General features: G+C 41.3%; 30 protein-coding genes and 1 riboswitch. Of the genes, 27 read left to right on the top strand and 3 right to left on the bottom strand.

Annotated features, from left to right (window positions below):
* Positions 1-57: 57 nt before the first annotated feature.
* Positions 58-630, bottom strand: coding sequence for an ATP-dependent Clp protease proteolytic subunit (locus HCJ55_RS03230; RefSeq protein ID WP_185517027.1), 573 nt, complete (start codon positions 628-630; stop codon positions 58-60).
* A 128-nt stretch (positions 631-758) separates the two neighbouring features.
* A complete protein-coding gene (locus HCJ55_RS03225) occupies positions 759-1,166 on the bottom strand; it encodes a VOC family protein (RefSeq protein WP_185502603.1) in 408 nt (135 codons plus the stop codon).
* Between the two features lie 91 nt (positions 1,167-1,257).
* On the opposite strand from HCJ55_RS03225, the gene HCJ55_RS03220 reads away from it, so the two are divergent.
* The 9 genes from HCJ55_RS03220 to cobC all read left to right on the top strand — a co-directional run bounded on the left by HCJ55_RS03220 (position 1,258) and on the right by cobC (position 7,358).
* Entirely contained in the window at positions 1,258-1,737 is a 480-nt protein-coding gene (locus tag HCJ55_RS03220) for a precorrin-2 dehydrogenase/sirohydrochlorin ferrochelatase family protein (RefSeq protein WP_185517025.1), read from the top strand.
* A 118-nt stretch (positions 1,738-1,855) separates the two neighbouring features.
* Positions 1,856-3,220, top strand: a complete 1,365-nt coding sequence (locus tag HCJ55_RS03215; protein WP_185502605.1) for a 4Fe-4S dicluster domain-containing protein — start codon at positions 1,856-1,858, stop codon at positions 3,218-3,220.
* Complete coding sequence (locus tag HCJ55_RS03210; RefSeq protein ID WP_003736310.1) at positions 3,217-3,771, top strand: BMC domain-containing protein; 555 nt, start codon at positions 3,217-3,219, stop codon at positions 3,769-3,771. Before HCJ55_RS03215 ends, HCJ55_RS03210 begins: the two co-directional genes overlap by 4 nt.
* Positions 3,772-3,918: 147 nt before the next feature.
* Positions 3,919-4,269 (top strand): ethanolamine utilization microcompartment protein EutS, encoded by a 351-nt coding sequence (gene eutS / locus HCJ55_RS03205; RefSeq protein WP_185517023.1) that lies wholly within the window; start codon positions 3,919-3,921, stop codon positions 4,267-4,269.
* Positions 4,270-4,274: 5 nt separating this feature from the next.
* Positions 4,275-4,706, top strand: a complete 432-nt coding sequence (locus tag HCJ55_RS03200) for a EutP/PduV family microcompartment system protein (protein WP_008947512.1) — start codon at positions 4,275-4,277, stop codon at positions 4,704-4,706.
* A gap of 24 nt (positions 4,707-4,730) precedes the next feature.
* Positions 4,731-5,480, top strand: a complete 750-nt coding sequence (cblS, locus tag HCJ55_RS03195) for an alpha-ribazole kinase (RefSeq protein WP_185517021.1) — start codon at positions 4,731-4,733, stop codon at positions 5,478-5,480.
* The gene (cobU, locus tag HCJ55_RS03190) at positions 5,477-6,034 is read left to right on the top strand and encodes a bifunctional adenosylcobinamide kinase/adenosylcobinamide-phosphate guanylyltransferase (protein WP_185517019.1); all 558 of its coding nucleotides are present in this window, start codon (positions 5,477-5,479) and stop codon (positions 6,032-6,034) included. Before cblS ends, cobU begins: the two co-directional genes overlap by 4 nt.
* Before the next feature lies 1 nt (position 6,035).
* On the top strand, positions 6,036-6,782 hold the full coding sequence (gene cobS / locus HCJ55_RS03185; protein WP_185517017.1) for an adenosylcobinamide-GDP ribazoletransferase: 747 nt from the start codon (positions 6,036-6,038) through the stop codon (positions 6,780-6,782).
* A complete protein-coding gene (cobC, locus tag HCJ55_RS03180) occupies positions 6,783-7,358 on the top strand; it encodes an alpha-ribazole phosphatase (RefSeq protein ID WP_185517015.1) in 576 nt (191 codons plus the stop codon).
* A 64-nt stretch (positions 7,359-7,422) separates the two neighbouring features.
* Positions 7,423-7,613, top strand: a riboswitch (cobalamin riboswitch).
* Positions 7,614-7,766: 153 nt separating this feature from the next.
* Here cobC and HCJ55_RS03175 read toward each other — a convergent pair.
* A complete protein-coding gene (locus HCJ55_RS03175; protein WP_008947517.1) occupies positions 7,767-8,651 on the bottom strand; it encodes a PocR ligand-binding domain-containing protein in 885 nt (294 codons plus the stop codon).
* 302 nt (positions 8,652-8,953) lie between these two features.
* Here HCJ55_RS03175 and pduA (HCJ55_RS03170) point away from each other — a divergent pair, with 302 nt between their 5' ends.
* The 18 genes from pduA (HCJ55_RS03170) (at position 8,954) to HCJ55_RS03085 (ending at position 23,711) form a co-directional block, all read left to right on the top strand.
* Entirely contained in the window at positions 8,954-9,241 is a 288-nt protein-coding gene (gene pduA, locus HCJ55_RS03170; protein WP_003719356.1) for a propanediol utilization microcompartment protein PduA, read from the top strand.
* The gene (gene pduB / locus HCJ55_RS03165; protein ID WP_185391144.1) at positions 9,234-10,037 is read left to right on the top strand and encodes a propanediol utilization microcompartment protein PduB; all 804 of its coding nucleotides are present in this window, start codon (positions 9,234-9,236) and stop codon (positions 10,035-10,037) included. The genes pduA (HCJ55_RS03170) and pduB overlap by 8 nt, the downstream gene beginning before the upstream one ends.
* Before the next feature lie 18 nt (positions 10,038-10,055).
* A complete protein-coding gene (locus HCJ55_RS03160; protein ID WP_185517013.1) occupies positions 10,056-11,720 on the top strand; it encodes a propanediol/glycerol family dehydratase large subunit in 1,665 nt (554 codons plus the stop codon).
* 37 nt (positions 11,721-11,757) lie between these two features.
* Positions 11,758-12,417 carry a propanediol/glycerol family dehydratase medium subunit gene (locus tag HCJ55_RS03155; RefSeq protein WP_003721553.1) on the top strand — a complete coding sequence of 220 codons (660 nt, stop codon included), beginning with the start codon at positions 11,758-11,760 and terminating at the stop codon, positions 12,415-12,417.
* A 16-nt stretch (positions 12,418-12,433) separates the two neighbouring features.
* Positions 12,434-12,946, top strand: a complete 513-nt coding sequence (locus HCJ55_RS03150; protein WP_185517358.1) for a diol dehydratase small subunit — start codon at positions 12,434-12,436, stop codon at positions 12,944-12,946.
* Positions 12,947-12,990: 44 nt separating this feature from the next.
* Entirely contained in the window at positions 12,991-14,811 is a 1,821-nt protein-coding gene (locus HCJ55_RS03145) for a diol dehydratase reactivase subunit alpha (protein ID WP_185517012.1), read from the top strand.
* On the top strand, positions 14,808-15,155 hold the full coding sequence (locus HCJ55_RS03140; protein ID WP_008947524.1) for a glycerol dehydratase reactivase beta/small subunit family protein: 348 nt from the start codon (positions 14,808-14,810) through the stop codon (positions 15,153-15,155). Before HCJ55_RS03145 ends, HCJ55_RS03140 begins: the two co-directional genes overlap by 4 nt.
* Before the next feature lie 12 nt (positions 15,156-15,167).
* Positions 15,168-15,614, top strand: coding sequence for a BMC domain-containing protein (locus HCJ55_RS03135; protein WP_185517010.1), 447 nt, complete (start codon positions 15,168-15,170; stop codon positions 15,612-15,614).
* 25 nt (positions 15,615-15,639) lie between these two features.
* Positions 15,640-15,915, top strand: a complete 276-nt coding sequence (pduA, locus tag HCJ55_RS03130) for a propanediol utilization microcompartment protein PduA (protein WP_003719364.1) — start codon at positions 15,640-15,642, stop codon at positions 15,913-15,915.
* 3 nt (positions 15,916-15,918) lie between these two features.
* The gene (locus HCJ55_RS03125) at positions 15,919-16,554 is read left to right on the top strand and encodes a phosphate propanoyltransferase (RefSeq protein ID WP_185517008.1); all 636 of its coding nucleotides are present in this window, start codon (positions 15,919-15,921) and stop codon (positions 16,552-16,554) included.
* Between the two features lie 20 nt (positions 16,555-16,574).
* Positions 16,575-17,414, top strand: coding sequence for an ethanolamine utilization protein EutJ (gene eutJ / locus HCJ55_RS03120; protein WP_185517006.1), 840 nt, complete (start codon positions 16,575-16,577; stop codon positions 17,412-17,414).
* A complete protein-coding gene (gene pduM / locus HCJ55_RS03115; RefSeq protein WP_185517004.1) occupies positions 17,411-17,890 on the top strand; it encodes a PduM family microcompartment protein in 480 nt (159 codons plus the stop codon). The genes eutJ and pduM overlap by 4 nt, the downstream gene beginning before the upstream one ends.
* Before the next feature lie 4 nt (positions 17,891-17,894).
* Positions 17,895-18,158, top strand: coding sequence for a EutN/CcmL family microcompartment protein (locus HCJ55_RS03110; protein ID WP_003736331.1), 264 nt, complete (start codon positions 17,895-17,897; stop codon positions 18,156-18,158).
* 14 nt (positions 18,159-18,172) lie between these two features.
* Entirely contained in the window at positions 18,173-19,168 is a 996-nt protein-coding gene (locus HCJ55_RS03105) for a cob(I)yrinic acid a,c-diamide adenosyltransferase (protein ID WP_185517002.1), read from the top strand.
* Positions 19,169-19,174: 6 nt separating this feature from the next.
* Entirely contained in the window at positions 19,175-20,584 is a 1,410-nt protein-coding gene (locus HCJ55_RS03100) for an aldehyde dehydrogenase family protein (protein WP_185517001.1), read from the top strand.
* A 15-nt stretch (positions 20,585-20,599) separates the two neighbouring features.
* On the top strand, positions 20,600-21,718 hold the full coding sequence (locus HCJ55_RS03095; RefSeq protein WP_008947534.1) for a 1-propanol dehydrogenase PduQ: 1,119 nt from the start codon (positions 20,600-20,602) through the stop codon (positions 21,716-21,718).
* Between the two features lie 27 nt (positions 21,719-21,745).
* The gene (locus tag HCJ55_RS03090; protein WP_008947535.1) at positions 21,746-22,450 is read left to right on the top strand and encodes an MIP/aquaporin family protein; all 705 of its coding nucleotides are present in this window, start codon (positions 21,746-21,748) and stop codon (positions 22,448-22,450) included.
* 67 nt (positions 22,451-22,517) lie between these two features.
* Positions 22,518-23,711 (top strand): acetate/propionate family kinase, encoded by a 1,194-nt coding sequence (locus HCJ55_RS03085; protein ID WP_185516999.1) that lies wholly within the window; start codon positions 22,518-22,520, stop codon positions 23,709-23,711.
* Position 23,712: the final 1 nt, after the last annotated feature.

Here is a 23,712-nt window from a genome sequence, read left to right as displayed (position 1 = left end):
TCCATCTTATAGGGAATAAAAAAGGTTCACTTCATTTTGTAAGTGAACCTTTTCGTATTATTTTAAGCCATCGCGGTTTTCGATGATTTCATTAACAATGCCGTAATCTTTCGCTTCATTAACTGAAAGCCAGAAGTTACGATCTGTATCTTTAGAAATTTGCTCGTATGATTGACCGGTTGCTTTGGCGATGAGGCGGTTAATTCTTTCGCGCATCCGGATGATTTCCTTTGCTTCGATTTCGATTTCAGTACTTTGACCTTGTACGCCGCCAGCTGGTTGGTGAATCATGTAGCGCGTATTTGGAAGGCTAAAGCGATTTTCTTTTTCAGTAGCTAAGTAAATGGTAATACCGGCGCTTGCAACCCAGCCAGTACCAACGACTTTAACAGTTGGTTTAATAAATTTAATCATATCATGAATCGTATCGCCAGCTTCGACGTGTCCGCCTTGGCTATTAATAAAAATCGTAATTGGATCATTGCTAATAGATTCCAAAAGCAAAAGCTGCTTAGAAACGTCTTCGGCTAGCTCTTGATTGATTTCCCCGTAAATTAAAACCGTGCGTGTATCAATCAATTTTTGGGTAAGGATATTTGCGATGTTTTCATTATTTTTATTCTCTGTCATGAAAAAATTCCTCCTTAAAAAGCCTTAGTTTGTTCGTATTACAGGTATCTTATCACAATGGTCGAAAATGGTCAAACAATTTGAATGCAAAAAAGAAAACGCTTTAGGACGGCGTTTTCTTCTCGATTTTATACAAAGGCTAATTGCCAAGTGATGCCATATTTATCCGTGACCCAAGCCACTTTTCGAAGGGCTTCTACTGCTTCTGGGCCCATCATAACCGTACCTTCTTTAGCCAGTTTTTCAAAAAGGGTGTCGAATTCGCTTTCAGTATCTGCAAAATAAAGGGTCGTTGTTGCCCAACTAAATTCAGGGGAGGCGTTATTTGTCATGTCCATAATCATGAATGAGGCCCCCTTCATTTCAAAAGTAGCGTTAAGGACTTTGCCAATGTCGCCACCTTGTTCTGGTTTTGTGAAGTAGGTTAGGCCAATTTTTTTCGCATCAGGAAAAGTATCTAAATAAAAATTAAAAGCTTCCTCGCCATTCCCATTAAAAGTGAAAAATGTGGAGATTCGTTTCGCTTGATTAAACATTTATTTTACCTCCTTTTGAATTATTTTAACTATACCCGAAAAATGTTTCAATTATGTGTTAAAATGAAGAAAAATGAGCGGAGGTTGGCTGATGAAATATCCGATAATGCTTGAGATTACCGGGAAGAAGGTTGTCATAATTGGTGGCGGAAAAGTGGCGCTTCGGAAAATTGCGGGTTTGCTGGATGCGGGTGCGGATATTTTAGTTGTTGGGCTAAATGTTTTGCCAGAGATTAAGTCGCTTGATGTGCAGGTAGTGGAAGAAGCATATCGCTCGGAACATCTGGAATCGGCTTTTATGATATTTATTTGCACAGATAACCCGGAAGTAAATCAGCTCGTTTTGCGCGACCGGGCGCCTTGGCAACTCGTGAATGATACAACCGACCAAGCAAATTCTGATTTTTTCAATATGGCGACGGTGACGAAAAATGAGCTGACGATTGGAATTTCAACGGGCGGAGGCAATCCAGGTTACGCGAAGAAAGTGAAGCGTGAAGTAAGCCAGTTAGTAGCCAATTTAGAAACAGAAGAAATCGCGAATCGTAATAAAAAAGATAAAACCTGCTAATTTTAGTAGGTTTTTTATTCTATTATATTGCTCTCTTTTAGGTTGCAAAATTTTACTATAGATTTTGGAATGTAAACGCTCTATCATTGAAGTATAATGAAAAACTATTAAGAGGGTGTTGAGCCAAATGTCCATTTTAGAAAAGATTAAAGATGCTGGCGTTGTTGGTTGTGGTGGAGCGGGCTTTCCGACCCATGCCAAATTTAGCGGCGAAGTGGAATATTTAATTATTAACGCAGCGGAATGTGAACCGCTACTAAAAACCGATCATTTTGTTATGAGAAACCATGCAGTAGAAACGATTAAAGCAATTGAAATGGTTAAAAGCCAAGTAGGTGCAGAATTTGCCGTTATTGCAACAAAACGGTATTACACAGCGGAAATTGCGGCATTACGCGCGGCAATTTCGGAACTAGATGCAAGCGTAACAATTCATGAGATGGATAATGTATATCCGACCGGTGACGAGCAAGTTATGGTATTTGAAGTAACTGGGCGCGTTGTACCACCAAGCGGAATTCCTCTAATGGTTGGCTGTATTGTATCGAATGTTTCAACAATGTGGAATGTCTTTCACGCGATTCAAGATGATGCGCCAGTTGTACGTAAACAGCTGACGGTTACTGGTGCAGTTGGCGAACCAAAACTATTAGATGTACCTGTTGGAACGCCATTCGAAGTCTGTTTAGCAGCAGCGGGTGGAACCAATTTAGCGGAGTATTTATTTTTAGATGGTGGACCGATGATGGGGAAATTAAATGATCAATCCACTATTTCGGAAAAAGTTGTAACGAAAACAACGTCTGGTTTGATTGTCGCAGAAGATACGGGCTACTTGCACAAACTGCATTACCAAACAGTCGAACAAATTTTTAATGAAACAAAATCAGCTTGTATTCAGTGTTCGCTTTGTTCGGATTTATGCCCGAGACAGCAATTAGGGCATGACATTCATCCGCATAAAGTTATGCGTCATTTTGCGGTTGCGGAAGATATTTCGGATATCAAACCGGACCCAATTTGGGAAGAAGCGATGATTTGTTGTGAATGTGGGATTTGTGAAGTAATCGCTTGTCCGATGGGGCTTTCTCCGCGCCAAGTAAACATTCACGTGAAAAAAGAACTTTTAAAACAAGGCGTACGTTATCAAACGGATAAAAAAGAATTCACACCAGATCCGATGCGCGAATATAAATCAATTGCACCTAAAAACATTTTAATTAAAATGGGCTTGCAGCAATATGCGGACGTTCATTTAGAAAAAATGCATTATTTAGAAGTGGATGAAGTATTTATTCCGACAAAAATGCATATCGGCGCACCGTCCATTCCAGTTGTAAGTGAAGGGGATATCGTGAAAAAAGGGGACTTAATTGCGAAGATTCCTGATACGGCTCTTGGGGCAAATATCCATGCGAGCATTGACGGTCAAATTATCCGTATAACCGAAGAACAAGTTCATATTAAGAAGGTGATGTCATGAAAATGGATACATTAGGATTTCTCGAATTAAATAGTATTTCGAAAGGCATCGAAGCGGTCGACACAATGCTAAAAGCGGCCAATTCAGAATTGATTTATGCAAAAGCAAGCTGTCCAGGAAAGTATTATATTTTAATTGCTGGAACAGTGGATTCAGTGGCGCAATCAATTGAAGCAGGTACGAAGATTGGTGCGGCCAATATCGTTGGTAACTTAGTGATTCCACGTGTGTCTGACCAAGTGATTAAAGCGATTAATAAAACCGAAGTACCGGATGAAATGAACGCGGTTGGAGTTATGGAATATTATTCTTGCTCTGGCTCAATTATTGCTGCAGATGCCGCAGTAAAAGCAGCCGATGTGCAGTTACTGGATATTCGTTTGGCGACTGGGATTGCTGGTAAATCGTTCGTTGTGTTAACGGGTGATACAGCAGCATGTGAGGCGGCAGTAGAAGCTGGACTTGCGGCGGCTAAAGAAGAAGCACTTTTAATTAATAAAGTAGTTATTCCAAGACCGCGAAAAGAAGTTTTTGAGAGTTTAATCTACTAAAAAGATAACAATATATTGTCATAGAGTTTTTGAAGAAGGCGCGCACTAACTGGAGTTGCGTGCCTTTTATACAATCTGACAAAATAGTGGCGCCTAAATATGATAGGATTATTTTGAGATAGTTTGTCTAGATGAGGAGTGAATAAAATGGGTTTTGATGATAATAAAGAACGTGTAATACAAGAATATGTACCAGGTAAACAGGTGACGCTTGCGCATTTAATCGCCAATCCGAACCGTGATATTTATACAAAATTAGGATTAGAAGATGGCGCGACTGCGATTGGGATTTTAACCATCACACCAAGTGAAGCTTCGATTATTGCAAGTGATATTGCGACAAAATCAGGCGATGTCCAAATTGGTTTTATTGATCGTTTCAGTGGTTCAGTTGTACTTACTGGCGATGTTTCTTCGGTTGAATCCGCTTTACAACAAGTAGTTTTTTCATTAAACGAAATTTTGGACTTCTCGATTCCAAAAATTACTAGGAGCTGAGTCGTTTGAAGAAAATGATGGTAATGGGCTCGGTCGGTTGTGGTAAAACAACGCTGTGCCAAAAATTGCATGGTTACGATATTCTATATAAGAAAACACAAGCTGTGGAGTACTTTCAAGAGATGATTGATACTCCCGGCGAATTTGTACAACATAGACAACTTTACAGTGCGCTCACAGTGACGGCAGCAGATGCGTCGGTGATTGCGATTTTACAAAGTGTTTCGGAGAAGAAGCAGACATTTTCACCAATGTTTGCCAGTATTTTTGCTAAACCGGTTATTGGGATTGTCACAAAAGTGGATTTAGCGGAATCGGATAAAGACATTGAGCGAGCTGAGCGGGAACTACGCATGGCTGGCGCGAAGCATATTTTTTATATTTCTTCGGTGGATGAAACAGGAATTGAAGAACTTCGGGCATATTTGGAAGATTAAATTTTATTAAGTGGAGGTTTTTTTATGCCTCAAGTGAGGGATTTATCTGTAATTGATGTGCCAAGTGGTTGTATTTTGACGAGCTGTGATATTAGTGCTGGATTCGGCGAGAAAGCGCATGATGGCTTGATGGTCGCGCCTGAAGTGACAGCTCGTTTGACTTTGCGGGTTGCTCTAATTGAAATGCTTGCTTCCGGTGCGGAGGTAGTATCGGTCAGTGATGTTGTCGGAGCCGAAATGGAACCTACTGGTAGACGTGTCATCGCAGGGCTGAAGGACGAACTAGCTAAAGCGAATTTAAGTCATATCGAATTAAATGGTAGTACAGAAGAAAATATGAAAGTAACTCAAACCAGCGTAGGGGTTCTCGTAACTGGTTTTGCGACTAAAGCTGCACTAAAGCTAGTAAATGTGCATGAAGCTGCGGTCTTATTTGCGTTTGGCACACCGATTGTCGGCGCGGAAGTTTTGCAAAAAATGGCGGAATTACCAGATTATCAATTGGTGAAAAAGTTAATTGCAGATAGCGCGGTGCTTGAAGTAGTACCTGTTGGTTCAAAAGGAATGGCTTACGAGGCAAATCTTTTAGCGCGATTAAATGATGGTGTTTTTGTTCCGAGTGATACTTTTAGTGAAGCGGTCATGAATAAAACTGCGGGGCCAGCGTCTGTTATTTTAGCAGCGGTTAAAGTGGATGATGTAACCGCATTTGAGCGGGAATTTTTAGGGGCTAAACGTATCGGATTGTTACGTGGAAATGAGGAATGGACATGAGTGAAATGATGCTTGTAACTGGTGGAGCGAGAAGTGGCAAGAGTAGCTTTGCTGAGCGAGAAGCGGCCAAATATGATCGTGTTTTATATGTGGCAACTGGTATTGCATTCGAAAACGATACAGAGTTCCAAGCCAGAATCAAAAAACATCAAGCAACTCGTCCAGCAAATTGGGATACATTCGAAGCTTTTCAAGGGATTGCTAGTTATTTGGAGCAACATTCGAACAACTATGATGTGATAATGCTTGATTGTGTGACGATGCTAGTAACTAATTTGTTTTTTACTTTGCTTGGTGAGCGTGAGTTGACCAATGAGATTGCGGATGAAGTCGAGGCGGAAATTCAGTCAGAAGTTCGGGCGATTTTAACAGCTGGTAAGAATTCTTCTGCTAAACTTATTTTTGTGACAAATGAGATAGGGCTTGGTGTCGTTCCTGAAAATAAGCTTACTCGTGTTTTTAGGGATATTATCGGCCGGATAAATCAGCAAATCGCGACGCAAGTAGAAGAAGTTTATTTTGTCGTAAGCGGCATTCCGAAAAGGTGGAAGTAATATGAAAACATTGATTTTACTAATTCAATTCTTTACGCGAATTCCGCTACCTATCCAAATTAATATGGATGAAATCAACTTAAAAAAAGGGAGCGCTTTGCTTCCGTTTGTCGGAGTGATTATTGGCGCTTGGAATTGGCTCGTTTTTACTTTGGTGGCGTTTGTTATGCCTTTACCAGTGGCGATTATTGCGGGGCTTTTTGCAGAAATCATCATTACTGGTGGATTCCATGTCGATGCACTGGCGGATACGGCGGATGGGCTGTTTTCTTCACGAAAAAGAGAGCGGATGTTGGAAATTATGAAAGATAGTCGCGTTGGTGCGAATGGCGTGATTGCGATTTGTTTTTATTTTCTTTTTTATGGTGCCTTATTCCTGTCTGTTCCTGATGTACAGCAAATTGGTTGGTTATTTTTCGTATTGCCGATTGTTGCTAAAGGTGTGACGATGCTGCTTTTTGCAAGAATGACATATGCGGGATCAAAAGAAGGTCTAGGTTCGATTTTTCTAGGAGTTCCATGGTGGCCGATTGTGATTGCGCAAGTGATTGTGTTAGCTACATTGGGACTGTTTTTCTCCTATATTGGTGTCATTGCTTATGTTGGCGTAGTTTTGTTTACGATTATTTACCGGACGTTTGTATATAAGCGAATTGGTGGAATGAACGGGGATACGCTTGGTGCGGGTGGACAAATGGGGCAACTTGTCTGTTTATTTTGCCTAGTACTGCTTTGGGGGTTGATTTAAGTGCAACTTATTTTTGTGCGACACGGGGAAACGGACTGGAATGTGGCGAAAAAATATTGTGGTCAGCTAGATGTTGCTTTGAATGAACATGGAGTTCAGCAAATGGAGCAACTCCGCGAAAAGCTCGAGGATTACTCAGTTGATTTAGTTGTTACGAGTGATCTTACGCGAGTGAAGCAGTCGGCAAATATTTTAAGCAATGCTAAGGCGCTTCGTTTTTCGGCGTTGAATGAAATGGACTTCGGTGATTTTGAAGGTTATACATACCAGGAAATTAGCGCTAAGTTCCCCGAGGCTTGGGATGAATACTGTAATAATTGGCAAACCGCATTATTTCCAAACGGGGAGAGTTTTCCGATTTTTTATGAGAGAGTGATTGCTACCTTTGAAGCAGAAATGGAAAAATGGCAGCAATTTGATACGGTATTGCTCGTAGGTCATCTTGGTGTTTTACGAGTTATTGCGCTTTTTTTACAAAAACAAACTATAGCACAATATTGGGATGCCGATTTTAAGCAAGGGTGTTATTCGCTCTGGGACAGTGAGTCTCAATGCTTTCTTATTTCTAATCAATAGTAGAATTTTGTCGTTTCAGCTGAAAGTGGCTTTTTTGTAAGCGCTTTGTGGTAAGATGTAAGTAGTTAAATAGGTCTTATGTTGGTGGAATGTGTTTGCATTTCTGAAAGAGGAATTCGGTGCGATGCCGAAACTGCCCCCGCAACTGTAAGGTGGACAAGAATTGAGGTAGCCACTGTACGTTTTTAGCGTATGGGAAGGTTCAATTATTGGAGGAAGCCAAGTCAGGATACTCGCCAAATAAGCCGGAAGCAACTCTTTTTCGGGGTCCTAAAAAGCGTATGCGGGTAGTGTAGCTTTTTTGCTATGCATAAACTCTCATTCGATAATGGATGAAAGTTTTTTTGTTTTTCAGGCAGCAAAAAAGTCATATTCTATAGTTACTAGAACATGACTTTTGGAAAATACTTATTTTAAGGTTTCTCGGTAGCCTTTTGGAGTTACATCAAATTCTTTACGAAAGACTTTACAGAAATAGCTCGTCTGCGTGAAGCCAAGGTTACGAGCGATATTATCAATCGACCAACGTGGATTTTTCAGCATCTCTTTCGCAAGGGACATTTTCTTTTGATTCACATAATTGATAAAGTTGACATTCATTTCTTTTTTGAAAAGCTTGCTGAAATAGTAGGAACTAAGGTAAACATGACTTGCTACTTCATCGAGGGTGATTGGACGGTTGAGGTTTTTCTCGATATACTTGAGGGCCTTCCGGATTTCTTTGTTATCTTCATGGTGCGTTACTTTTGTATGGTGGAAAGCGATTTTTTGCTTTTGTTCTTCCCGGCTTTTTTCCATTTCGGATTTCAAGTAATACTGGGAAATAATCGTAAGCATTTCGGCAGAAGAGTTGATTTTTTTGGAGCTGAAAACAGGGACAGAGCGAAACGCGGAAATAAGTTCTTTGTCGTTTTTCCAATCGGTTTCTTCTGTTTGGATATTGCCAACTTCGCTACTTTCTTCACAAATAACCTGGCCACTAAGCAAAAATCCACTAAGTTGATTCTCGACGACGATGGGTACTGAAAAATCAGTTAATCCGGCGTGGCATCGATAAATTAACGGCTTCCCGGTTTTGGAGGCTTCAAGACCACCAAACATATCACATTTTTGGCAAAGGGAGCGATATTTGGGGTTGGAGCGAATGAGTTGGCAAAAAGGAGTAAAGTTACATAATCTAGAAACTTCGGTACCGTGTATATCTACAACAACTGAGGCTAAACTGGTTGCGGCTGAGAACTCATCCATCACTTTTTCAATGAGCATTTCGTTGCTTTTGGACTGTAGTAACATAGCTATTCCCCTTTCGGCGATACTTGGCGTGTTTCTGTCGTTCTTAGTATAGCATATTTATAATGCGCTTACATTTTCTTGCCATGAAGATAACAATATATTGCTAAGACTAATTTCATAAAGGAAAGCCCAAACCATGCATTACTGGATGGCTTTTTATCGTTATTTTTTTTGAAGGCGCAAAATTGTGTTAAAACACGATTGGCGTCTTCTTTTTTTCTGCTTGGAAGCGGCAACTATTTATACGGCAGATTGCCTATACTGAGAGAGTAAAATACTTATTTTGAGAAGGAGGTACACCCATGCAAGAAGCACTAGGCTTAGTTGAAACTAAAGGGCTAGTCGGCGCCATTGAAGCCGCTGACGCCATGGTTAAATCAGCTAACGTAACATTAACAGGGTATGAAAAAATCGGATCTGGACTTGTTACTGTGATGGTTCGAGGGGATGTTGGTGCGGTTAAAGCAGCAACAGAAGCTGGGGCTGCAGCAGCAAGAAATGTAGGTACCGTGATGAGTACGCATGTTATTCCTCGTCCGCATACTGATGTGGAAGAAATTTTACCAGTGAGGGTGAAGTCAGATGAGTGAGCAAAATAAACTGATTGACGAAATTCTAAAACAGGTAATGGAAACGGTCAATGATGCCCCGGAAAAACTAGTAGAGGATGGAGGATCACGTCAAATGAGTGAAAAAGCAATTCAATTAACAGAGTTTGTAGGAACAGCAATTGGAGATACTATCGGCCTAGTGATTGCGAATGTAGACGGACAACTTTTAGAAGCAATGAAGCTTGAGAAGTCTTACCGTTCTATAGGTATTTTAGGAGCCCGTACTGGTGCAGGCCCACATATTATGGCTGCAGATGAAGCGGTAAAAGCAACTAATACAGAAGTAGTAAAAATCGAATTACCACGTGATACAAAAGGCGGTGCAGGTCACGGTTCTTTAATTATCTTTGGTGGTGACGATGTTTCAGACGTTAAACGCGCAGTAGAAGTGGCGCTAAATGAATTAGATAAAACTTTTGGAGATGTGTATGGCAATGAAGCCGGGCACATTGAACTTCAATATACTGCTCGCGCAAGTCACGCACTTAATACAGCATTTGGCGCACCAGTAGGGAAAGCATTCGGACTTATGGTTGGTGCTCCAGCTGGGATTGGTGTTGTAATGGCTGATACTGCAGTGAAATCAGCTAACGTAGATGTTGTTGCATATTCTTCACCAGCAGATGGAACAAGTTTCTCCAATGAAGTAATCCTTTGTATTTCCGGAGATTCTGGAGCAGTCCGTCAAGCAGTTATTTCTGCACGTGAAATTGGTAAAAAATTACTTGGAGCTTTAGGGGATGAACCGAAAAATGATCGTCCATCCTACATTTAGAACGGAGGGTAACGACTGATGAAATCAAAACGCTTTGAAGAGTTAGCAAAACGCCCGGTCAATCAAGATGGTTTTGTAAAGGAATGGATTGAAGAAGGCTTAATCGCAATGGAAAGCCCAAATGATCCAAAGCCAAGCATTAAAATAGAAAATGGCAAAGTAGTCGAAATGGATAGTAAAAAACTAGCTGATTTTGACTTAATTGATCATTTTATCGCTAAATATGGCGTCGATTTATCTCGTGCGGAAGAAGTTATGCAAATGGATTCTGTGAAGCTAGCGAATATGCTTTGCGACCCAAATGTACCACGTGAAAAAATCGTTTTACTTACAACCGCTATGACACCGGCAAAAATAGTAGAAGTAGTTTCGCAAATGAACGTTGTCGAAATGATGATGTCGATGCAAAAAATGCGCTCACGTAGAACGCCAACAACCCAAGCTCACGTAACAAACTTGCGTGATAATCCGGTTCAAATTGCAGCCGATGCAGCAGAAGCAGCGATTCGTGGCTTTGATGAACAAGAAACAACCGTTGCGGTAGTTCGTTATGCACCTTTTAACGCGCTGAGCTTATTGGTAGGTTCGCAAACTGGCCGCGGAGGCGTATTAACGCAATGTTCATTAGAAGAAGCAACGGAATTAGAACTCGGTATGCGTGGCTTAACTTGTTACGCTGAAACGATTTCTGTTTATGGAACGGAGCCTGTATTTACAGACGGAGATGATACGCCTTGGTCGAAAGGTATTTTGGCAAGTGCTTATGCGTCTCGCGGGCTGAAAATGCGTTTCACATCTGGAACTGGTTCCGAAGTTCAAATGGGTTATGCAGAAGGAAAATCAATGCTTTATCTTGAATCACGCTGTATTTTCATTACGAAAGCAGCTGGCGTTCAAGGGTTACAGAATGGTTCGATTAGTTGTATCGGAATTCCGGGAGCCGTGCCAAGTGGTATTAGAGCCGTGCTTGCAGAGAATTTAATTGCCGTTATGCTTGATCTAGAAGTAGCGTCTGGTAATGACCAAACATTCTCTCACTCGGATATTCGCCGTACAGCTCGTTTGCTGATGCAATTTTTACCAGGAACAGATTATATTTCCTCTGGTTATAGCGCAACACCGAACTATGACAATATGTTTGCTGGTTCGAACTTTGATGCAGATGATTTTGATGATTACAATATTTTGCAACGCGATTTAAAAGTAGATGGTGGTTTAACGCCGGTTACCGAAGAAGAAGTTGTTGCAGTTAGAAATAAAGCGGCACGAGTAATTCAAGCTGTCTTTGATAAATTAGGTCTTCCAGAAGTAACCGATGCGGAAGTAGAAGCAGCAACGTATGCCCGTGGAAGTAAAGATATGCCAGAACGTAACATGGTAGAAGATATTAAAGTAGCAGCTGAAATGATGGACCGCGGTGTGACAGGTCTGGATGTTGTTAAAGCGTTATCTGCTGGTGGATTCGACGATGTTGCCGAAAGCGTACTTAATATGCTGAAACAACGTGTATCTGGAGACTTCCTTCATACCTCTGCCATCATTGACAAAGACTGGAATGTTATTAGTTCCGTCAACGATTTAAATGATTACGCAGGTCCTGGAACTGGTTATCGCTTAGAGGGCGAACGCTGGGAAAAATTAAAAGATATCGCTGTTGCAGTCGATGCAAACGAATTAGACTAAGCTACTTCCCATTTTTTATAAAGGAGGATTACGAGACATGGTTGAAATTAACGAAAAAGTGCTTCGCGGAATTATCTCCGAAGTGCTAGATGAATTACAGCTAAAAGAAGATAAAGTTTCTTTCCAAAAAGAACAGCCCAGTGTTGCCGTTTCAGACGAAAGCTTTTTAACAGAAGTTGGTGACGCAAAGCCGGGTAGACAAAAAGATGAAGTTGTTATTGCGGTCGCACCAGCTTTTGGTAAATATCAAACAAAAAACATTGTCGGCGTTCCGCATAAACAAATTTTACGAGAAGTGATTGCAGGTATTGAAGAAGAAGGGTTAAAAGCGCGCGTTGTCCGTGTATTCCGTTCTTCTGACGTAGCTTTCGTCGCGGTAGAAGGCGATAAATTAAGTGGTTCTGGTATTTGTATCGGCATTCAGTCGCGTGGTACAGCATTAATCCACCAGAAAGATTTACAACCACTTTCTAACTTAGAGTTATTCCCGCAAGCACCACTAATTACCTTAGAAACATACCGAGCAATTGGTAAAAATGCGGCGAAATATGCTAAAGGTGAATCACCAAATCCAGTGCCAATGGTAAACGATCAAATGGCACGTCCGAAATTCCAAGCCAAAGCAGCTTTACTTCATATCAAAGAAACAAAACATGTTGTTCAAGGGAAAAATGCAGTCGAATTACAAGTAAACTAATAGTGAGGTGAAAATGATGAATCAAGAAGCACTAGAAAATATGGTTAGAAATATTTTACAAGAAGTAAATAGTGGCGCCGTTTCAACAACGACTTCTCCAAAAGCAAGCGGAGATACACTGACGGTGCGCGATTATCCACTTGGTACGAAACGTCCAGAACTTGTAAAAACATCGACATCAAAATCATTAGACGATATTACGTTGAAAAGTGTTCTAGATGGCACGATTAAACCAGAAGATGTTCGTGTAACAGCGGAAACACTGAAAATGCAAGCGCAAGTCGCAAGAGACGCAGGACGCGCAACCTTAGCAAATAACTTTGAACGTGCGGCGGAATTAACAATTGTTCCAGATGAACGCATTTTAGAAATTTATAATGCAATGCGTCCTTATCGTTCCTCGAAAGAAGAGTTACTTGCGATTGCGGATGAATTGGAAAATGTGTATCATGCAACGATTTGTTCTAATTATGTTCGTGAAGCGGCACAGCTTTATCAAGAGCGTAAGAAATTAAAAGGCGATAATTAAAATTCACCTTTGCTCGCGATTATGTAGGAAAAGCGGTGAAATGAATGCAGTATATTGCAGGTATTGATATCGGAAACTCGACAACCGAAGTGGCGCTTGCAATGATAAACACACAAGGTAAAGCCGAGTTTGTCGCAAGTGCCATTACAGATACAACTGGTATCAAAGGAACGAAACAAAATCTTCACGGGATTTTTAAAGCGTTGCGGCTTGCTTTAGAAAAAGTAAATGCAACAACCGCGGACTTGAGTGAAATCCGAATTAATGAAGCGACTCCCGTGATTGGTGATGTGGCAATGGAAACAATTACGGAAACGATTATTACGGAGTCCACCATGATTGGACATAATCCTAAAACGCCTGGCGGACTTGGAATGGGATCAGGTATGACGGTGCTTTTGGATGAGGTGGCAACTAAATCAAAAGACACTGATTACATTGTGATCATTCCCAAAACAGTCGACTTTGAAGATGCAGCAAAGCAGATTAATGAGTATACCGAACAAGGCTACCAAATAACTGCGGCAATTCTTCAAGCTGATGACGGCGTTCTCGTACATAATCGATTAAATCACAAAATACCGATTGTTGATGAAGTTGGTTTTATTGATAAAGTTCCGGTTGATATGTTAGCAGCTGTTGAAGTTGCGGCTCCCGGAAAAGTCATTGAAACCATTTCGAATCCATATGGTATTGCGACGGTCTTTCATTTGAGCTCGGATGAAACGAAAAATATTATTCCTGTTGCACGTGCTTTAATTGGGAACCGTTCGGCAGTTGTGATTAAAACGCCAGAGGGTGACGTGAAAGCGAGAACCATCCCAGCGGGGCATATCGAACTTGAGTCGGGCTCGCGAACCTTGCGTGTCAATGTAGCAGAAGGATCCGAGAAGATTATGCAGGCAATTACGTCACTGCCAAAACTCGACAATGCAAGCGGAGAACCGGGAACGAATATCGGTGGCATGCTGGAAAAAGTGCGGCAAACCATGGCTGGGCTAACAGATAAATTACCGGCAGATATTTTTATTCAAGATTTGCTGGCTGTTGATACTTTTGTTCCAGTCGACGTTCAAGGTGGTCTTGCTGGCGAGTTTTCAATGGAACAAGCAGTTGGAATTGCCTCGATGGTAAAAAGTGATCATTTACAAATGGCGGCAATCGCCTCAGAAATCGAACAAGAGCTAAATGTATCGGTCAAAATTGGCGGGGCGGAAGCAGAGGCAGCAATACTTGGCGCACTTACTACGCCCGGAACCAATACGCCGCTTGCAATTTTAGACTTAGGTGCGGGTTCCACAGATGCCTCGATTATTAACGGAAAAGGAGAAATTATTGCGACTCATTTAGCCGGAGCAGGCGACATGGTTACGATGATTATCCAGTCAGAAATTGGTCTTGAGGATCGTTATTTAGCAGAAGATATTAAAAAATATCCGCTTGCTAAAGTCGAAAGCATTTTCCATATCCGACATGAAGATGGCACGGTCCAATTTTTCGATACACCGCTTTCTCCAAGCGTTTTTGCGAAAGTGGTGATTGTAAAACCAGATGGATTTGTACCAATTCCTGGTGATGTATCGATTGAAAAAATTAAGTTAATTCGTCGTTCAGCAAAAGAGCGTGTTTTTGTAACGAATACCGTCCGCGCATTAAAATATGTTAGCCCAACTGGGAATATTCGAGATATTCCATTTGTCGTTATTGTTGGAGGATCAGCCCTTGATTTTGAGATTCCACAATTAATTACTGATGCACTTTCTCATTATTCACTCGTTGCTGGCCGTGGGAATATTCGTGGCAAAGAAGGTCCGAGAAATGCCGTTGCGACAGGTTTAATCCTTTCTGGAGGTGCAGAGGCATGATTCCGGTTGTAAGTAAGCCAGCTATTTATTTTCATGCAGATAAAGATGCCGACCCTGAATGTATTAAACAAGTTTTATTTGGAATAGAAGAGGAAGGCATTCCGTGCGAGTTAGAAATTATCTCTTTAAAAGAAGAAGTGCAAGCCGCATTTCGAGCATCTGCGAGTTCTCCACTTCTAGTTGGCATTACGCTGAAAAATGATCATTTAGTAATTCATTATCGTAATTTGCCACCAGATAAGCCGCTATTTTCGGAATACCGTTTTGGAGCAGCAACACTCGAAAAACAGCGCAATATGGGAATGAATGCGGCGCGACTCGTTAAGGGTGTACCTTTTAAATAAGGAGGTGAAGGAATGCATCAAGCAATTGGAGTAATTGAAATTAAAGGACTTGCCTCAGCGATTACAGTAGCAGATACAATGGCTAAAGTAGCAAATATTCAACTAGTTGACACAGAAAAAGCAAAAGGTTTTGGCTGGATTACCGTGAAAGTAGAAGGAGATGTTGCAGCAGTAAATGCCGCGCTCGAAGCTGGAGAACAAACCGCAATAGCCTCAGACAGCTTTATTGCGAAAAAAGTCATTCCTCGACCAGGGGAAGAGATTTTTACAGTGTTTTGGCCACAAGAAGACGAAGCGCCAGAACAACCGGTGGAAGCAGAATTAATCGTAGAGCCGGAAGTAGTCGCTGAACCCGAAGTAGCGGCAGAACCAACATGTAATCTATGTCACGATCCACTATGCCCACGGGTAAAAGGCGATCCAAGACAAGATTGTATCCATTTTGAAGAAGAGAAGTAAACCTAATTTTGAGGAGGAAATAATAATGAATAATGCACTTGGAATGATTGAAACTAAAGGACTTGTCGGCGCAATTGAAGCAGCTGACGCAATGGTAAAAGCAGCAAATGTATCACTTGTAGGTTATGAAAAAATTGGTTCAGGACTTGTAACGGTAATGGTTCGCGGCGATGTTGGCGCAGTAAAAGCAGCAACAGATGCAGGCGCAGCAGCAGCACGTAATGTTGGAGAAGTACAATCTATCCACGTAATTCCACGTCCACACAATGATGTAGAAACGTTGCTACCAAAAGGTCTATAAGCCGTGGAAAGAGAAGAATTAAAAGCAATAATTAAACAAATAGTTACAGATAAATTTGGTGGTGTGGCAACAGAGATTCCAATCGGAGTCTCTAACCGCCACATTCATCTAACAGAAAATGACTACAACCAACTTTTCCCGAATGAACCTATTCAAGTGAAAAAATGGCTTAAACAACCAGGCGAATTCGCCGCCGAGCAAACACTTACTGTAGTCTCAGAAAAAGGGGAGCTACAACGTGTCCGCATTTTAGGGCCACTTCGGAAATTTTCGCAAGTAGAGCTTTCTAAAACAGATGCAAGAATGCTTGGAATGAACATCCCGATTCGTGTTTCCGGAGATATCGAAGGAACACCCGGAATCAAACTCGTTTCCAAACATAGCGAAATCTATTTACCAAAAGGAGCAATCATTGCCAAGCGACACATCCATTTACCAGAAAGTGTGGCGAATGAATATGGCGTGAAACAAGGTGATGAAGTTTCTGTATTAGTAGGTTCGGAAATGCGCAGTCTCGTTTTAAACCATTGTACGATTCGGGTAAATAATCAATTTATTCCAGAAATGCATATTGATACAGATGAAGCAAATGCGGCAGATATTGCTGGCACGAGCTTTGCAAAAATAATCAAGTCGTGATCTGGTAAGGAGGTGGAAAAATGGATATTTTACAAACAGCCAATGAACGAATGGAACAGCTTGCTGCGCTAATGAATAAAGATATCGAACAAAAAATTCCAGCTGGGGAAAAAGTGAAAGTTGGCATCGATTTAGGTACTTCCTCGATTGTGTTTGTTGTGTTAGATGAGAATAATGTACCACTTTTTGGTGCATTTGAATTTGCAGATGCTGTTCGCGACGGCCTCGTTGTCAATTACCGCGAGTCTGTCGAGGTTGTGACACGACTGAAAAACCGAGCAGAAAAATGCTTAGGAATAAGTTTGACACATGCTTCGGGAGCCATCCCACCAGGTACAGTTGGAAACAATAAAAAAGTCGTCGCGAACGTAATCGAAAGTGCTGGAATGGAAGCACTTTACACAATTGATGAGCCTACAGCCGCAGCCGCAGTACTTGATTTGCAAAATGGTGCAGTTGTCGATGTCGGCGGTGGAACAACTGGAATTAGTGTGTTTGAGAATGGTGAAGTAATTTATACCGCAGATGAACCAACAGGAGGAACGCATATGACGCTTGTTCTCGCTGGATATTACGGTGTCCCAGTAGAAGAAGCTGAAAAGAATAAACGCGCGCAAAAAGATTCGAGCGAGCATTTTTCAGTCATGCGGCCTGTGGTAGAAAAAATGGCAGAAATTACCCGTGTTCATCTCGAGAAATCTCCCTCAGAACCACTTTATATTGTTGGTGGTGCTTCTGCTTATAGTCAGTTCAAAGATACGTTTGAAAGCTATTTGAAGATGCCTGTTTTTCAGCCTAATTATCCGCAGTATGTCACGCCTCTTGGTATTGCCATGAGTTCAGGGAGCGGAAATTTATGATAGAAAAATTAGTGGAAATCATTGTCCAGCGCTTGAAACTTCGGGCTGCAACTAAAACTTCGATAGCAGTTAGCAAAATCCCACGCGATCCAGTTACCATTTTTATGGAAAGTGGGACGGTTCGGTTAACGCAAGTAAATAAGCATTTTCTTGAGCGGATACTTGGTGGTAACCGGGCAGAATCACTCAATACTTGGCTGGAAACAGCAGTAGATTATGGGGTTAGCATTGAGCTGGAACTGTATGATAACGGCGAACCTTGGCTGGATTATGCAATGCTTGCTCAGCTAAACTATCCCGTTTTTACAAGGTCAGGTGAGCAACTTTTTCATTTAAGTGGTCAAGTGATTTGCTACGGTGATAGCGCAATAATCCCAAGCGGAAGTACACTTTGCAAATATAAAAAGCAGCTTATTACACCGCTTGCAAATGAATATTTAACGAAAAATAATATTGCAGTGCGGGAAAGGCAGTGACGTTATGTTTATGGCAAAAATTACTGGTAGCGTAGTCTCAACGAAAAAAGAAGACTCGCTTACTGGTAAAAAATTAATGATTGTACAACCAGTTGATGCAAACGGGGAACATGTTCGCTCAGAAGAAGTGGCTTGTGACTCTGTCGGCGCGGGAATTGGCGAATATGTGCTTGTTGCTCGTGGAAATGCCGCTAGAAGTGTTTTTGCGGAACCAAATAGTGCGATTGACTCGGCAATTATTGCAATTGTCGATAGTTTTGATAAGTAAGGAGTGAATAACTCATGAGTATTTATACAAAAACCGGCGATAAGGGTACGACTGCACTATTTGATGGGAATCGTGTGAAAAAATATGATGACCGTGTCGAAACATATGGCTCGTTCGATGAGCTTAATGCGGAAATTAGTGTGGCAGAAAAATTCGTTACTTCTGCGGAGAATAAGGCTCTGCTGAGAGACGTCGAGCGCCAATTGTTTTACGTTTGCGCAGAACTTGCAACAGAACACGAATCAGCCCTCGCCAGCAAAATTATCATTACAGAAGACGACATTCAAGCGCTTGAAAAAGTGATTGATGCCTATACAGCTAAATTGCCAAAAGTCGATAGTTTTGTGCTGCCAGGATCAAGTACGGCTGGAGCATTTCTTCATAGCGCACGGACGGTTGCTAGACGTGGCGAGCGATTATTAGTTCGTTTGTCAGAGCAAACGGCTGTCCGAAAAGAGCTATTAAAATTCGTCAATCGTTTATCTGATTTCCTGTACATCCTTGCTAGAGAAGAGGACTTTAGACAAATGCTCGACAAAGCAACCAAGCTCATTGTTGCTAAATACTTAGAGCAAACGGGGCAAGAAAAGCCAATTTCAAGCGACTTGTCATTTTCCTTTTGCGAAAAATTAATGCATCAGGTTTGTATCGTTTCTGAAGAAATAGGCGTTCCAGTCACACTTGCAATTGTTGATGCGCACGGCAACCCAAGATTTAATTATCGGATGGAGCATGCCCTTTTAGTCAGTGCAGAACTGGCGACGAAAAAAGCATACTCTGCTGTGGCGATGAAAACAAGTACAGAAAAATTAGCAGAAGCAGTTCAGCCGGGAGCACCACTTTACCAATTAGAAACGCTCACAAATGGTGACATTGTTACTTTTGGCGGAGGCGTTCCGATTTACGGAAAAGATGGAGCAATTGTTGGTGGAATGGGAATTAGTGGCGGCTCAGTGGAAGAAGATATCCACATTGCAAAAAAAGCATTATCAATGATAGAGAAGGGGTAATTCTGTATGGAATCATTAGAACTCGAACAACTGGTGAAAAAAGTTCTTTTAGAAAAATTAGCAGAACAAAAAGAAGCACCAGCAAAACCAATAACACAAGGTGCGAAAAGTGGTATTTTTGATACCGTCGATGAAGCCGTTCAAGCAGCAGTGATAGCGCAAAATTGTTATAAAGAAAAATCACTAGAAGACCGCCGCACCGTCGTGAAAGCAATTCGCGAAACACTTTATCCAGAGATTGAAACGATTGCTACAAAAGCGGTTGCAGAAACCGGAATGGGTAATGTAGCAGATAAAATTTTGAAAAACACTTTAGCGATTGAAAAAACTCCAGGGGTAGAAGATTTATATACAGAAGTAGCTACTGGCGATAATGGTATGACACTTTATGAACTATCTCCGTATGGCGTTATTGGTGCAGTGGCGCCGAGCACGAATCCGACTGAAACATTGATTTGTAATACGATCGGCATGCTCGCTGCGGGAAATGCAGTATTTTACAGTCCGCATCCAGGGGCAAAAAATATTTCTCTATGGTTGATTGAAAAACTAAATACGATTGTTCGCGAAAGTTGCGGGATTGATAATTTGGTCGTTACAGTCGAAAAACCATCTATTCAAGCTGCACAAGAAATGATGAATCATCCAAAAGTACCTTTACTTGTGATTACAGGTGGCCCAGGCGTAGTTCTGCAAGCGATGCAATCCGGTAAGAAAGTGATTGGTGCTGGAGCCGGAAATCCACCGTCAATCGTAGACGAAACAGCTAATATTGAAAAAGCTGCTGCTGATATCGTGGACGGCGCATCTTTTGACCATAATATTTTATGTATCGCGGAAAAAAGTATTGTGGCAGTAGAGAGCATTGCTGATTTCTTATTATTCCAAATGGAAAAAAATGGTGCACTGTATGTGACCAATCCAAGTGATATTCAAAAATTAGAAAAAGTGGCAGTAACAGATAAAGGCGTAACAAATAAAAAATTAGTCGGAAAAAGTGCCGCAGAAATTTTAAAAGAAGCTGGCATAACTTGTGACTTTACCCCGCGTTTAATCATTGTAGAAACGACAAAAACGCATCCATTTGCAACAGTGGAACTATTAATGCCAATCGTTCCGCTTGTAAGAGTGCCTGATTTTGACGAAGCACTTGAAGTAGCAATTGAGTTAGAGCAAGGATTACATCATACTGCAACGATGCATTCACAAAATATTTCCAGATTAAACAAAGCGGCAAGAGACATGCAAACATCCATCTTTGTAAAAAATGGGCCTTCATTTGCAGGATTAGGTTTCAGAGGTGAAGGTAGCACTACGTTTACCATTGCAACGCCTACCGGAGAAGGAACCACTACAGCACGTCATTTTGCTAGACGCCGCCGTTGTGTTTTAACTGATGGTTTTTCGATTCGTTAAGAGGAGGCAAAGTGAATGAATAGCTTTCAAATTAAGACAAAAGTAGCTTTTGGTACGAATAGTTTACAAGTGTTAAAAGAAATCAAAAATAAAAATGTCTGGGTTATTTGTGATCGTTTTTTAGCTGATGGAGAAGGACTTCAAGGCTTGATTGGGCAGTTAGATGCGTCCAATAATGTGCATATTTTCACCGATGTTGTCCCGGATCCACCAATTTCTAAAGTAGCTAGTGGCGTTAGTGAAGCTGGGAAAATTCAGCCACAAGTGATGATTGCTTTTGGTGGAGGATCAGCAATTGACACAGCGAAAGGGATTTACTACTTCGCTAAACGTTTAGAAAAGATCAATATTAGTACGTTTATTGCGATTCCGACAACAAGTGGAACTGGATCCGAAGTAACAGCGGCAACCGTTATCACTGATCCAACGACAAAAATTAAGTATCCACTTTTTCTAGACGAACTTATACCAGATATGGCTATTTTAGATGCGCAACTGGTTGTCACTGTGCCGCCCGCGATTACAGCAAACACCGGGATGGACGTATTAACACACGCCATTGAAGCGTATGTTTCTAAAGCCGCGAGCGATTATACCGATGCCCTAGGTGAAAAAAGTGTCCAGTTAACGCTGCGTTTCTTAACGAGTTGTTACGACGATGGCCGCAATTTAGCCAACCGTGAAAAAATGCATAATGCTTCTACAATGGCGGGAATGGCATTTAACTGCGCCAACCTTGGCTTAAATCATAGCATTGCGCATCAACTTGGTGCTCAGTTCCACGTGCCACATGGCCTAGCAAACGCGATTTTATTAGATGCAGTTATTCGTTTTAACGCCTTTAAAAACCGCGAAACAGAGCAAAAATATGCAGAAATGGCGCGAATTTGTGGAATTGCATCCAGATCTGATTCGAACGAAACCGCTGTCCGCTTACTGCGCGAACGTATCGTAGCGATGATGGAACATATGCAAATGCCGCGCACGTTAACAGACGCTGGCGTAGCAAAAGAAAAAGTCTATGCAAAAATGGACGAAATTGCAACAAATGCACTGAAAGACGCTTGCTTGCCAACAAGTCCAACGACACCGTCACATCAAGAACTAAAAGAAATTTTAGAACAAATTATTTAGATTTTACGTTAAAAAGGAGGATAAAATATGTCAGCATATTTGGCGGAATTTATTGGTACGATGGTTTTGATTATGTTTGGGAACGGCCTTTTAGCAGGATTAACTTTAAACAAATCATTATCACAGGGTGCAAACTGGGTAGTTGTCACTTTTGGTTGGGGTTTTGCTGTAATGATTGGGATTTATGTGGCCGGAGCATATAGTGGGGCGCATTTAAACCCAGCTGTAACAATCGCTCTCGCTGTTGGAGGATCATTCCCTTGGGCAGATGTAGTTCCATACATTATCGCCCAAATCGCCGGAGCATTTGTCGGAGCATCAATCGTTATTTTACATTACTATCCACATTTTAAAGCGACACCACAAGAAATTGATACACATGGTATTTTTTCCACAGGACCAGCAATTCGAAATACACCTTTCAACTTAATCAGTGAAATTATCGCAACATTTGCCTTTATTTTTGGCTTACTGATGATTGGAGCGAACAGTTTTACAGATGGTTTAAACCCATTAATTCTAGGTTTCCTCGTAGTCGCAATCGGAATGAGTTTTGGGCCAACGACTGGTTATGCAATTAACCCAGCACGTGACTTAGGACCAAGACTTGCTTACTTTTTACTACCTGTTCCAAATAAAAGTGGATCAGACTGGCGCTACGCTTGGATTCCAATCGTCGGGCCAATCATCGGCGGTCTACTAGCCATTGGACTTTTTAACATTCTTTTATAAAAAACAACATGGAGTAAACAAGCGATTTGTTGTTTACTCCTTTAAAAATGAGAAAGGACGGAGCTATATGCAAAAAATTATGGCGATAAACGCAGGGAGTTCTTCACTGAAATTCCAAATCTTTACGATGCCAGGAGAAGAAGTCTTAGTTAAGGGCTTAATTGAAAGAATTGGATTACCAGATGCCATATTCAACATGTCCTTTCAAAATGAAAAAATCAAAGAGACTCGCGCAATTAATAATCACGGGGAAGCTGTCGAGATTTTATTGGAGCAACTAAAAGCACATCAAGTAATTAATGATCTAAATGAAATTACGGGAGTGGGCCATCGTGTAGCTCACGGCGGGGAAGCTTTTGTTGCGTCGTGTATTGTAACGGATGAGGTTGTGAAAGGAATTGAAGACGTGACAAGCCTTGCGCCGCTACATAATCCAGCGAATATCATTGGCATTAAAATATTCCGCGAATTGCTGCCAAATGCAGTTTCGGTAGCTGTGTTTGATACAGCTTTCCACCAAACGATTCCAGAAGAAAACTTTTTATATGCGCTTCCTTACGAACTTTACGAAAAACATCATATTCGAAAATACGGTTTTCATGGGACAAGTCACAAATATGTTGCGCAAAAAGCGGCAGAAGTTCTGGAAAAACCTTTAGAAAAATTAAAAATTATTTCTTGTCATTTAGGTAATGGAGCGAGTGTTTGTGCGATTGAAGCTGGGAAATCAGTGAATACTTCGATGGGCTTTACGCCAAATGCTGGCTTGATGATGGGAACACGTTCTGGTACAATTGACGCGACAATCATCCCGTATTTAGTTGATGAATTAGGCTATAGCTTGGATGAGGTGATGCATATGATGTCTAGTGAGTCTGGTGTTCTTGGCGTTTCAGGAATTTCAAGTGACTTTAGAGACATTGAAATCGCGGCAGAACAAGGTGATTCGCGCGCATTATTAACTCTTCGCATGTTTACCGGCCAAATCTGTAATTATATCGGTGCATACGCTTCAGCAATGAACGGTTGCGATGCTTTATTATTCACAGCAGGAGTGGGCGAAAATTCCCCGCTGATTCGCAAAATGGTTACAGAACAGCTTAGTTACCTTGGCGTAACGTGCAATGTGACAAAAAATAATGCGGGTGATATGATAATTAGCGATGATAACGAAGCAGTCAAAGTGTGCATCATTCCAACCAACGAAGAACTAATGATTGCTCGGGATGTAGAAAAGTACGCAAAACAAACGATAAGTTAAG

Origin of the sequence: Listeria marthii, from assembly GCF_014227425.1 — a bacterium.
Classification (GTDB): Bacteria; Bacillota; Bacilli; order Lactobacillales; family Listeriaceae; genus Listeria; species Listeria marthii.
This window is presented reverse-complemented; position numbering and strand designations above follow the sequence as displayed.

Excerpts from the sequence above, each read along its gene's own strand:
- HCJ55_RS03110 (WP_003736331.1), top strand. The coding sequence starts at position 17,895 with ATGTTTATGGCAAAAATTACTGGTAGCGTAGTCTCAACGAAAAAAGAA.
- cobU (WP_185517019.1), top strand. The coding sequence starts at position 5,477 with ATGAGTGAAATGATGCTTGTAACTGGTGGAGCGAGAAGTGGCAAGAGT.
- HCJ55_RS03135 (WP_185517010.1), top strand. The coding sequence starts at position 15,168 with ATGCATCAAGCAATTGGAGTAATTGAAATTAAAGGACTTGCCTCAGCG.
- HCJ55_RS03105 (WP_185517002.1), top strand. The coding sequence starts at position 18,173 with ATGAGTATTTATACAAAAACCGGCGATAAGGGTACGACTGCACTATTT.
- HCJ55_RS03090 (WP_008947535.1), top strand. The coding sequence starts at position 21,746 with ATGTCAGCATATTTGGCGGAATTTATTGGTACGATGGTTTTGATTATG.
- pduA (WP_003719356.1), top strand. The coding sequence starts at position 8,954 with ATGCAAGAAGCACTAGGCTTAGTTGAAACTAAAGGGCTAGTCGGCGCC.
- HCJ55_RS03100 (WP_185517001.1), top strand. The coding sequence starts at position 19,175 with ATGGAATCATTAGAACTCGAACAACTGGTGAAAAAAGTTCTTTTAGAA.
- HCJ55_RS03150 (WP_185517358.1), top strand. The coding sequence starts at position 12,434 with ATGAATCAAGAAGCACTAGAAAATATGGTTAGAAATATTTTACAAGAA.
- HCJ55_RS03230 (WP_185517027.1), bottom strand. The coding sequence starts at position 630 with ATGACAGAGAATAAAAATAATGAAAACATCGCAAATATCCTTACCCAA.
- HCJ55_RS03145 (WP_185517012.1), top strand. The coding sequence starts at position 12,991 with ATGCAGTATATTGCAGGTATTGATATCGGAAACTCGACAACCGAAGTG.
- pduM (WP_185517004.1), top strand. The coding sequence starts at position 17,411 with ATGATAGAAAAATTAGTGGAAATCATTGTCCAGCGCTTGAAACTTCGG.
- cblS (WP_185517021.1), top strand. The coding sequence starts at position 4,731 with ATGCCTCAAGTGAGGGATTTATCTGTAATTGATGTGCCAAGTGGTTGT.
- HCJ55_RS03140 (WP_008947524.1), top strand. The coding sequence starts at position 14,808 with ATGATTCCGGTTGTAAGTAAGCCAGCTATTTATTTTCATGCAGATAAA.
- HCJ55_RS03220 (WP_185517025.1), top strand. The coding sequence starts at position 1,258 with ATGAAATATCCGATAATGCTTGAGATTACCGGGAAGAAGGTTGTCATA.
- HCJ55_RS03095 (WP_008947534.1), top strand. The coding sequence starts at position 20,600 with ATGAATAGCTTTCAAATTAAGACAAAAGTAGCTTTTGGTACGAATAGT.
- HCJ55_RS03225 (WP_185502603.1), bottom strand. The coding sequence starts at position 1,166 with ATGTTTAATCAAGCGAAACGAATCTCCACATTTTTCACTTTTAATGGG.
- pduB (WP_185391144.1), top strand. The coding sequence starts at position 9,234 with ATGAGTGAGCAAAATAAACTGATTGACGAAATTCTAAAACAGGTAATG.
- cobS (WP_185517017.1), top strand. The coding sequence starts at position 6,036 with ATGAAAACATTGATTTTACTAATTCAATTCTTTACGCGAATTCCGCTA.
- HCJ55_RS03210 (WP_003736310.1), top strand. The coding sequence starts at position 3,217 with ATGAAAATGGATACATTAGGATTTCTCGAATTAAATAGTATTTCGAAA.
- pduA (WP_003719364.1), top strand. The coding sequence starts at position 15,640 with ATGAATAATGCACTTGGAATGATTGAAACTAAAGGACTTGTCGGCGCA.
- eutS (WP_185517023.1), top strand. The coding sequence starts at position 3,919 with ATGGGTTTTGATGATAATAAAGAACGTGTAATACAAGAATATGTACCA.
- HCJ55_RS03155 (WP_003721553.1), top strand. The coding sequence starts at position 11,758 with ATGGTTGAAATTAACGAAAAAGTGCTTCGCGGAATTATCTCCGAAGTG.
- eutJ (WP_185517006.1), top strand. The coding sequence starts at position 16,575 with ATGGATATTTTACAAACAGCCAATGAACGAATGGAACAGCTTGCTGCG.
- HCJ55_RS03175 (WP_008947517.1), bottom strand. The coding sequence starts at position 8,651 with ATGTTACTACAGTCCAAAAGCAACGAAATGCTCATTGAAAAAGTGATG.
- HCJ55_RS03085 (WP_185516999.1), top strand. The coding sequence starts at position 22,518 with ATGCAAAAAATTATGGCGATAAACGCAGGGAGTTCTTCACTGAAATTC.
- HCJ55_RS03160 (WP_185517013.1), top strand. The coding sequence starts at position 10,056 with ATGAAATCAAAACGCTTTGAAGAGTTAGCAAAACGCCCGGTCAATCAA.